The 9,984-nt window shown below is 43.3% G+C and carries 8 protein-coding genes and 2 pseudogenes; 6 read left to right on the forward strand and 4 right to left on the reverse strand.

Features of this window, described 5'->3' with window-relative positions; all coding sequences use genetic code 11:
- A partial coding sequence (locus M3N64_RS13700; RefSeq protein ID WP_249104119.1) for a helix-turn-helix domain-containing protein occupies positions 1 to 839 on the reverse strand: 839 nt, incomplete at its 3' end.
- 422 nt (positions 840 to 1,261) lie between these two features.
- Between M3N64_RS13700 and M3N64_RS13705 the strand changes: the two genes are divergently transcribed.
- Positions 1,262 to 2,512 carry a type II restriction enzyme NmeDI-related protein gene (locus M3N64_RS13705; protein WP_249104123.1) on the forward strand — a complete coding sequence of 417 codons (1,251 nt, stop codon included), beginning with the start codon at positions 1,262 to 1,264 and terminating at the stop codon, positions 2,510 to 2,512.
- Between the two features lie 139 nt (positions 2,513 to 2,651).
- On the opposite strand, the gene M3N64_RS14120 is transcribed toward M3N64_RS13705, so the two are convergent.
- The gene (locus M3N64_RS14120; protein WP_283163471.1) at positions 2,652 to 2,783 is read right to left on the reverse strand and encodes a DUF6440 family protein; all 132 of its coding nucleotides are present in this window, start codon (positions 2,781 to 2,783) and stop codon (positions 2,652 to 2,654) included.
- Between the two features lie 308 nt (positions 2,784 to 3,091).
- Here M3N64_RS14120 and vanR point away from each other — a divergent pair, with 308 nt between their 5' ends.
- Positions 3,092 to 3,790 carry a VanR-ABDEGLN family response regulator transcription factor gene (vanR, locus tag M3N64_RS13710; RefSeq protein ID WP_249104126.1) on the forward strand — a complete coding sequence of 233 codons (699 nt, stop codon included), beginning with the start codon at positions 3,092 to 3,094 and terminating at the stop codon, positions 3,788 to 3,790.
- Positions 3,780 to 4,924: pseudogene (gene vanS, locus M3N64_RS14275) on the forward strand (vancomycin resistance histidine kinase VanS). Before vanR ends, vanS begins: the two are co-directional and overlap by 11 nt.
- Positions 4,925 to 4,975: 51 nt before the next feature.
- On the opposite strand, the gene vanX reads toward vanS, so the two are convergent.
- Both vanX and vanA read right to left on the reverse strand, forming a co-directional pair.
- Positions 4,976 to 5,584: a D-Ala-D-Ala dipeptidase VanX gene (vanX, locus tag M3N64_RS13720; RefSeq protein ID WP_249104129.1), complete on the reverse strand. Its 609-nt coding sequence runs from the start codon at positions 5,582 to 5,584 to the stop codon at positions 4,976 to 4,978.
- Positions 5,581 to 6,621: a D-alanine--(R)-lactate ligase gene (vanA, locus tag M3N64_RS13725; RefSeq protein ID WP_249104132.1), complete on the reverse strand. Its 1,041-nt coding sequence runs from the start codon at positions 6,619 to 6,621 to the stop codon at positions 5,581 to 5,583. The genes vanX and vanA overlap by 4 nt, the downstream gene beginning before the upstream one ends.
- 863 nt (positions 6,622 to 7,484) lie before the next feature.
- Between vanA and M3N64_RS14125 the strand changes: the two are divergent.
- From M3N64_RS14125 to M3N64_RS13735, 3 genes and pseudogenes are all read left to right on the forward strand, one after another.
- Positions 7,485 to 7,565: pseudogene (locus M3N64_RS14125) on the forward strand (hypothetical protein); the annotation flags it as partial.
- Positions 7,566 to 7,617: 52 nt separating this feature from the next.
- The gene (locus M3N64_RS13730; protein ID WP_283163472.1) at positions 7,618 to 8,670 is read left to right on the forward strand and encodes an MFS transporter; all 1,053 of its coding nucleotides are present in this window, start codon (positions 7,618 to 7,620) and stop codon (positions 8,668 to 8,670) included.
- A 226-nt stretch (positions 8,671 to 8,896) separates the two neighbouring features.
- Positions 8,897 to 9,322 carry a VOC family protein gene (locus M3N64_RS13735; RefSeq protein WP_249104137.1) on the forward strand — a complete coding sequence of 142 codons (426 nt, stop codon included), beginning with the start codon at positions 8,897 to 8,899 and terminating at the stop codon, positions 9,320 to 9,322.
- Positions 9,323 to 9,984: the final 662 nt, after the last annotated feature.

Genomic DNA, 9,984 nt, shown 5'->3' on the forward strand with positions numbered 1-9,984 from the left:
AATGATGAGAATCCGGTTTCCTCAGCAATCGTTTCACACGTTAATGAGGTGTTTATCAAGAGATTCTTTGCATGTTCTATTCGAATAGTATTTAATGCTTTATTCGGCGTTATTCCAAACTTCTTTTTAAAGCATCGAATCAAATACGTGGGATGCCAATTGACAACCTTAGCAAGATCGTTTAAAGACAATTGATTTTGATAGTTTTCTCTTAAATAGTTCATAATAACATCTATTTCCACACTTCTTTGGTTGGTCCCTGGATTGAGGTCAAGCAAGAATAAAAGATTAAGAAATTTCTCCTGCTGTTGCAGCTTCGTACCGATAATCTGTGATTTATGGATCAACGCCGATTGTTGATAGCGATTTATTGAGAACGCTTCCAATTCTTTCATAATATTAGCTATTTGACTTGCGCGATCAGGGGTCACGCCTCTAAATTTCGGAATCATCACTCGATCAGTTTGATTGATGCCTTTGTATTTTGGAACAACAAGGTGATCGGTCTGGTCGTCATCAAAAATACTGTTGATCTTTTCGCTTTCGTTAAATTGATATTTTTCTCTTGTCGAGAAATGCAACCAATGAAAATAAGTTTCTTCTGTACACGGTTTGAAAGCCCGATGTGTCTTATCCGGGTCTAGGATTAAGTAATGATTAGCCTTTACCTCGTATTTTTTCTTGGCATCAACCATATATAAACAGCCATATTCGACAAAGAGCAAATCAAACATATGGAGTGCGCTCCTTTGCCGATGGGCATCCCCCGCCCGGAACAATGCATCTCCGGAATATAGAAAGAATGGATAAGAAGGTATATTTATCATTAAATAACTCATGAATAATCCCTCCCTTTTTATAGAGGTGTCTCAATACGAAGAATTGAACAGAGGTCTGTTTTTAACAGGTTACCCCCTATCAAAAAAGAAACAAGATTTGATCTTCTGATTTTTCATAGAGAATGATCGGAACCGATGACCTCGTCTAAAATGGAATCAATCGTGATTAACTTTAAAGTGAAACCTCAAGAGCCGCTCAATTATAGATTACTCCAGATGAACACCATCTGCATCATATATTTTTTACGCCACGAGAAGCTCAGACATAACTTTTTTGGAAAATGCATTGGCAACCATGTGTTGGAATGTCCGTTCAGGTACTGGTTTGCTGAACTTCCATAGCTCACAAACCATAAAATTCTTCTCACCCACAGACGTTATTAAGCTATAATGGAATCATAGCGCTGAATGGGGGAAGCAGGTTGGCTAGTGACAAACTGGATAAGCTCACCAGATCCTATATAGAAGATCCGGAATCGGTCTATCATACTTGGTTTCTCAATAACGAAGACCGGCTCAAGGCATTTCGCACAATCAAAAAAGGGCTTAGAAAAGTCATTACTGAAATTGAAAAAGGCACCTTTGGCAATGACTTCAAAGGATCAAGCTTGGAGACCGTCGTTACGGCTATATCGGAGCAGAAACAGATTTTCGAAGGTGCGGCTCACCCGTTTTTCTGGAAACCAAAGCTGCGCATTCCCGATATCTATGAAAATCCCGAAAACCAGCTGGCATTCGGTAGATTTCTTAGTGCCTGTCTGCATGCCAGTAATGCAAAGCAGGTTTTTGACGAAATTGTGAAACTCGATCAATTAAAAATAAAGGGCCTGGGTCCCGCCGTTGCCAATATCCTCTATTTTCTTCATCCCACCTGTTTTCCGCCTTTCAACACTGCGATCGTTCGTGGATTCAATGCACTGTTCCATAAGAAGCTGAAACTCGGTTCCTGGATCGCTTACCTTGAAATGCGCGAAGATATTCTGGTTGCAAATCAACAGGCAGACTTGTCCAAAGATTTGGGCGCATTTGCCGGTTTACTGTTTGAAATTGGATCTGGCCGACTCACTCTGACCGAAAATGCTGAAGCGGTTCTGGACATAGAAAACGAAAAGCGGTTAAAAGCACTGAAAAAAAGGCATCATCAGGTCCTAGATGATCAAATTGAGGAAAATTCACACAGTCAAATGCAATACCATTTAGCACGATTGGGGAGATCACTAGGATATCGTGTGTGGATCGCCCAAAACGACCACAAACGTGAATATAATGGTCAAAAGCTTGGTGAGTACTCGCTTCCGGTACTGCCGCTCGCTAATCTAAGCAAAAGTGTTTTTGATACCGTCGCACTCATAGACGTACTGTGGCTGAATCAGAAGGATCAGATTGTCAGTGGATTTGAAGTCGAAAAGAGCACTTCCATTTATTCAGGCATTCTTCGCCTTTATGATCTATCACTGTCTGTCGATCAACTATGCAGACTTTTTCTTGTTGCACCAGACAAACGTGAAAAAGAAATCAAAGCACAATTAATGCGCCCATCGTTTGTTAAAGAACACGCCTTAAAATCCGCCATGACTTATCTTTTATTTTCAGATCTGCAATGTGACTGTGACGCCATGTGCAAGTTTGGTAAAGACATCAGCGTTCTTGACCCAATTGCACGGTCGGTATAACTTACAGATGACACTAGACCGGATCTGGTAAACATGCATGGAAATGCATTTCCAACTCGTCAATAAAAAGATAAGAAGAACTATGGCATCTGATAGCGAAATAAATGGCCGAACCCAGTATTTGGATCCGGCCATTTATTTATTCATCTTGAGCAGAGTCTTCAATAGGTTTTACAACGACTTTGCCGTTTGCATCTAACAGCGGGGTTAGCCCGCTTCCTTGCGGATTCCACGTATGCAGATAGTGAACACCGGTTTGACGATCAACCAAGATATAGATGAGCCCAAAACCTTAATTTTCTCAGTCTTGTAGAATCAATCACTTCCGGCCCTGAGCACATCTAATATAATAAGTATACGCAATACAGACACACCTTAAAGGAACAATATCTTTGCATCTCCCCATTTAACAATAGACAAAGCTGGGTTGCGCCGCAATTATGGGGAGACTAGTACATATATTGAGAACTTACTCAGGAAATCTTAAGATTTTAATAAGCAAAAAACGGTAAAATGAATTATTACTTCGCGGTATAACAATGATGGGGCTATATACTTAAAGAAAAGGAGTGGACACTTTTGGCCGCCAATATTTTAATCGTTGACGATGAACAGGCGATTGCCGATTTGGTTGACGTCTATCTGACAAACGAAAATTTTACTATCTTTAAATTTTATAACGGCCGGGACGCGCTTGACTGTATTGAACACGAGAAGCTGGATCTCGCCATTCTCGATGTCATGCTTCCCGATATAGACGGTTTTTCAATCTGCAGGAAAATCAGGGAAAAACATCATTTTCCGGTAATCATGCTGACCGCCAAAGAAGAAGAAATCGACAAAATTACCGGGCTGACGCTGGGTGCGGACGACTATATCACGAAACCGTTTCACCCTTTGGAACTTATGGCGCGTGTCAAAGCTCAGCTCAGGCGATTTACCAAATATAATACCACAGATCCGGATCAGGAAGAGCGCGTGATTGCCTTTTCCGGTCTGGTCCTGGATATGAATACCCATGAATGTACGCTGAATGAGAAAAAGCTGTCACTTACACCAACGGAATTTTCGATTCTTTGGGTTCTTTGCTCGAATCGCGGGCGAGTGGTCAGCTCAGAACAGTTGTTCCATGAGGTATGGGGGGACAAGTATTTCACTAACAGCAATAATACCGTCATGGTTCATATCCGGCATTTAAGGGAAAAAATGCACGACAGCACGGAACATCCGAAATACATCAAAACGGTATGGGGAGTCGGCTATAAAATTGAAAAATAAGCACAAAAATGATTATTCGAGGTTAAAAAGAAAAGTATTTTTTCAAATGCTCCTGATTACAGCTGCCACCGTGCTGACCGTGTTTCTATTACGCCATATTTTGCAAGGACAGATTGGCAATCGTATCGTTCGATTTTTAATCGGCGCTTTTCATTTTGAAGATTCAGAGGCACTGACAATCTATCAGTTGGTGATTCGCAACAATATGGACATGATTCTTTTTGCTGCATGCCTGATCTTTTTAGCTGTCCTTTTTCGATTTTCGGTTTCCTGGTTTACGCGCTATTTTGATGAAGTCAGTGCCGGAATCGACAAACTCGCTGAGGAATCAGATGACGATATTACATTATCGCCGGAACTGGATTTCATGGAAAAAAGCTGAATCAGATAAAAAGCAACCTGGACAGACAAAAAAAGGCCGTGCTTGACGCCGAGCAGCGCAAAAATGATCTGGTCGTTTACCTGGCGCATGATATAAAGACGCCGCTGACCTCCGTTATCGGCTACTTAAGCCTTCTGAATGAAGCGCCTGATATGCCGCCCGAGCAGAAAGTGAAATATGTCGGCATCACCCTGGAAAAAGCTTATCGGCTGGAGCAGCTGATCAATGAGTTTTTTGAAATCACCCGATTTAATCTTCAAACGATTGTTTTGACTAAAGAAAAAATCAATTTACGGTTCATGCTCCAGCAGATGGCCGATGAATTCTATCCCATGCTGGCACCGCGGGGAAAACAGATGGCGGTCAATGTGCCTGACGGACTCACTCTGTGGGGAGACGCAGATAAACTAGCTCGCGTGTTCAATAACATTCTGAAAAATGCCATCGCCTACAGTTATGAAAACAGCGTCATTGATATTTCCGCTCAGCAGCAGGGCAAAAATATTGTGATCACTTTTATGAATCAGGGGAATCCAATCCCGCGGGGAAAACTGGAGACGATCTTTGAACGCTTTTTTCGGCTGGACACCTCTCGTTCCACCCATACAGGCGGTGCCGGGCTTGGTTTGGCGATTGCCAAAGAAATCATCAGCGCGCATAAAGGCAGCATTTCCGCACAAAGCAATACGGAAAAGACAGTCTTTACAGTCGTGCTCCCACAAAAACAGGAAAAGGACGAGCGGTCTGCTTAAGTCAGATCGCTTGTCCTTTATAATTGAGCACTCGAAAAAAGGTGGATTGATCTACAGGACAGGAAAATCAAAATAGGTGTCTGGATACGGCTCGTGTTGCAATACGTAATGCCACCACTCACGATCATATGAATGAAAACCGCACGCCTCCATGATTAAGCAAAGCGATTGACGGTTTCTCGCTTCAGCCTGCGTGATTCCTTCTGCACCATGATGTGAGACGGAATCCATCAAATCAAAGCTGCCGCCCATGGGGAGCAGCATATCGGCAGTCAGATCATAAAGTGTTAAATCAATCGCGCTGCCTCGACTGTGGGCCGACTTTGCGGCCACATAGCCTTCCGCAACGATTTCGGTTTTGTCAATATTCGGATAGTGTTTCCGTTTCGTCCGGCCGTCTTCCGGCTGTTTCGTCCAGCGCAGAAAACAGTCCACCGCCCGTTGTGGACGATAGCCATCCCAAAGAAGCAGGCCGAAACCAAGGGATGCCGCTTTGTCTCGCGCTTTTTCCAGAGCATGGCACAAAGCCCTTGTACCGACAATGCGATTGACCTTATATCCGTCCACCGGTTTGCCGGTAAAATTATCCCACGTGGCATATTTAGCATCCCAGCGTATACCGGATACCCATTCATCCAAAAAAACAAAATCATGGTTCATCGTTTTTGACCCTTCAACGTCAGCGACACGATCCGGTCGACCACTTCGGCAAGCGTTAATCCTGAAGCAGCCATCATTCTCGGATAACGGCTGTACGCGGTCATACCAGGCAAAGTATTCACCTCGTTCAGGACCACTTTCCCATCTTCCTTCAGGAACATATCCACCCGCGAAAGTCCTCTGCATCCCAGGGCGCGATATATGGCTTTTGCTGTCTCCTGAATGCGCAGGCGCGTCTCTGCCGAGAGATCGGCGGGAACAGTTACTGTGGCATTCTCGGAGCCGTTTTCAGGATTATTTTCCTGATGGATTCTGAAAAAACCGTGGGACAGACAAATCTGATCGACCTCACCAGCAATCAAGTCCATATCGTTCCCCAGCAGCGCGCAGCCCACTTCACTGCCAGCGACGGCTTCTTCAATCAGCACCTTCGAGTCGTACTGTTTTGCGGTTTCCACCGCACTCAGCAATTCTTCTTTTCGATGTACCTTACTGATGCCGAAAGATGAACCCGAGCGCGCTGGTTTTACAAAAACGGGATAAGTCAGCCGGTCAGCATCAATCGTTTCATTCCCTATAACCGTCCAGAAATCCGGCGTAGCAATCCCGGCGTTTCTGGCCACGATATAAGCAAGTGCTTTGTCCATGCACAGAGCGGAACTCTGAACATCGCAGCCTGCATAAGGAATGCCGGAAAGCTCTAATAAACCTTGCATCGCACCATCCTCGCCAAGCTTGCCATGCAGAACAGGAAGCACCACATCCAAACGAATCGTTTTGTACTGTCCCTGCTCCAGAACAAGCAATCCGTGTACACTTCTGTCCGGCGACAGTATGGCCGAACGGCAATCGCTGTTTTCCCAATACACGTCAGGGTGACTGCAAAGCTTCCAGACACCCTCTTTTGTAATCCCGATATAGAACGGTTCATATTTTTCGAGATCAAGATTTTTTGCAACTTCCTGTGCAGATTTAACGGAGACAGAATGTTCTTCGGAACAGCCTCCAAATAGAATAGCGATTTTTAACTTATCCATACTGTTTGCTCCTTTCAAAATTCAGGTAGTAAATCATCATGTTTTCAGACTGTATCGTTCAGGGCAGTGCCATAATCAGCACCCTCGCAATTTTGTCATTGCAGCAACAGACCCTTTTTAGAATACAAAAGCCCTTTCGATTTGATACTTTTATCTTACCGAAATCAGGCAGGCAATGTCGGAATTTTAACTTATTAAATACTTATGAAAAGCTTATGGTTTAGAAATCACAATGCCGGCACAATCTTTTCTATAAGTCAATGTGCCACGGATTGACTGAACTATTGTACATCATATCTGTGGGGTTTTGATACATTTTCGGCTTAATTTGTTGTAACTTTCTCATTTTCTTGGGGGGCGTTATGCCTTACCGCACAACTATTTTTTTACCCAGCAAGGATGGACCGTGAAAAGTTCGATGACCCTGACACAGGTATTTTCTTCTTTCAGAAAGATCGGGTAAGGACAAGTCGCCGTTCCATGGCAACCCCCTTAACGATCAACGAAAATAAGATATTACCACCACATCTGAGAATACGTTTTGCCTTGGTGTGCACAGACAGTGATTGATGTCTGAGATGAATTTAAATAAATAGTAATAGTGATTCATAACATTTTATCCGGACAGCCTCACTGTTCTTTCTTTCACCTGCTCACCTCCAAGTCAAATCCTTTGACGCGCGTTTTCAGCACATGCTATCCTTTCACTTTCAGGAAATCATGACTAGAGGTGGCACAGGAAAAAAGAAAATCAGGAGGTCTGTTCATTGAATCAACCAAAATTATTGCCTGTCGTCGCATCCAGCATTATCGGAGCGACGATTGAATGGTACGACTTTTTCTTGTATGGCGTTGTGGCAAGTATGGTGCTTAATCACCTGTACTTTCCAAGTGACAACTTGTTTTTATCCACGTTACTTGCCTACGTAACCTTCGCCGTCGGTTTTTTTGCGCGACCAATCGGCGGGGTCATCTTTGGACACTTCGGGGACAAACTTGGTCGAAAAAAAAATGCTCATTATGACCGTTATGATTATGGGCGTCAGCACATGCCTGATCGCTCTTTTGCCGACCTATGCTCAAATGGGTATATGGGCACCTGTCACGTTGCTCCTGCTTCGCGTTGTTCAAGGTGTCGGTCTTGGCGGTGAGTGGGGTGGCGCTGTCCTCATGACTTACGAATACGCACCAGAGCATAAACGCGGCCTTTACGCAAGTCTGCCGCAAATCGGGCTGGCCATGGGCTTGCTGCTCGCGTCCGGTGTCATCGGTATTCTAAACAGTCTGCTCACAAAAACACAGTTTCTTGCCTGGGGCTGGCGAATCGCTTTCGGTCTAAGTGTTGTGCTGGTGATTACCGGGCTTTGGATGCGTATCTCAGTTAAAGAAACGCCGGAATTTCAGAAAGTGAAAGACAATAATCTAGAGACCACTCTCCCTTTTAAGGAAATGTGGCGCGATGGAAATTCAAAAAGAATCATTGCCGGCATGGGAGCTCGTTACATTGACGGAGTCTTTTTCAATGTCATGGGTGTCTTCTCAATTGATTATCTCACCAATCATGTCAGAATCTCTGGTTCGGCAGCGACACTTAGCGTATCATTGGCTGCGCTGGTTATGTGCTTTTTTATCCCGTTGTTCGGACATATTTCGGATCGCTTTGGCCGCATCCGCACCTACTTATGGGGCAGCCTGTTTGTCGGAGTTTCCGCTATCCCGGCTTTTTGGCTGTTCGGACAATCCGATGGAAGAATGATCGTCATCATTCTTACGCTGATTGTCGCGTTTGGTATTTTGTATCCGATTATTTACGGTCCGGAAGCGGCCCTGTTCTCAGAGCTTTTTGATCCGAAAGTCCGCTACACAGGGGTATCCTTTGTCTATCAATTCTCCGGAATATTTGCCAGCGGCATTACACCGATCATTGCCACCACTCTTCTTCAAGTGGGTGGCGGCTCACCACTTTTACTCACACTCTATGTCTTGTTTTCTGGAATCATTAGCGCCTTATCCGTTGCCTGGATGAAAAAATTAGAAGTTGCAAACTAATTAAGACTTGGTTCCCAGATATGATATTTGGGAGCGAAGTCTTTTTTATGCACGATTATTTGGCGAAAATCAGGGCGTTGCTGGCTCGCTTCAACAGTACAGTAGCATCATGCAACACGAATTCATTTGACAACTTGACATGCCTCATTCGTTTTTGGTTAATTTTCCGCATTTACGGGTATCTTGATTATTAAGCCATTACATTGATAAAAAGAGGGTGCGTTCAATGAGTATACGGGTTCATCCCTATTTGGTTACAAACGGAAATGGGCAGGAAGCAGTTAAATTTTATCAAGAGGCGCTTGATGCAGAAATCGTTGGTGTCCAAACCTTCGGTGAAATGCCTCCAGAGCCCGGCTTTACTCTTCCCGAAGAGGCTAAAAATCTAGTGATGCATGCGATGCTGAAAATCGGTGATTCGGTGCTCATGCTCTCCGATAATTTTCCCGGTCAACCTTATCAGCTTGGCGATCAAGTAACCATCGCCATCCTTCTCGATACCGGCGATCAATCAAAAAAAGTTTTCGATCAATTAAAGGATGGCGGAACAATTATCATGCCACTCCAAGAAACATCATGGAGCCCATTATACGGGCAAATAAAAGACAAATTCGGCATAACGTGGCAAATCTCAACAGATCCAACCCATTAACCAGCAAAGCAGGCAATACGTAACCAATATTACTTTATTTTTATTAAGAAAATACGAATCAACTAACTAGGTCTGGACTTGTGAAATCCATCAATCATTAATTGCTGCCAGATACCATAAGGAAGAAAATATCGTCACCAATAATCCATGATTTCAATTGGTTAACCGTTATCTGGTTAACCATTATTTCTATTAAAACGGATCTTTTTCCCATACTTGCTCTCAGCTTATTTGCATGCTCCAAATTAATCTCACACCACTCACTTTTTACCTCCTAAGTTAATTTGTCACATCGCTTAAAAGAGAACATACATTTTTCTTACTTAAGGCACAAGAAAACATACCCCACAAAATTCTGATAAATACAAATAAAGTTGTTTACTCACAATCCTCACTCAACATCTTTATTCCCAAGTAAAGAACTTTTTTCGACGGTACAAATATACACCTTTCTCATTCAAAGCATAATAAAACACACCTCCAGAAAACTGTGATCAATGACAATAAAGTTCTTTACTCAGAACGTCTCAAACCCGCATTCTTCCGTTGGAAAATGATATGATATTAAAAATTAGTTGTTTACTGATGATCTTCACTCAGCATATTCCTTCATTTTTTGTGACAATAAAGTTCTTTACTACTCTATAATTAAGGGAGTAAAC

It is taken from the genome of Sporolactobacillus mangiferae, from assembly GCF_023336505.1.
Classification (GTDB): Bacteria; Bacillota; Bacilli; order Bacillales; family Sporolactobacillaceae; genus Sporolactobacillus; species Sporolactobacillus mangiferae.

Excerpts from the sequence above, each read along its gene's own strand:
- vanA (WP_249104132.1), bottom strand. The coding sequence starts at position 6,621 with ATGGATAAGTTAAAAATCGCTATTCTATTTGGAGGCTGTTCCGAAGAA.
- vanX (WP_249104129.1), bottom strand. The coding sequence starts at position 5,584 with ATGAACCATGATTTTGTTTTTTTGGATGAATGGGTATCCGGTATACGC.
- M3N64_RS13735 (WP_249104137.1), top strand. The coding sequence starts at position 8,897 with ATGAGTATACGGGTTCATCCCTATTTGGTTACAAACGGAAATGGGCAG.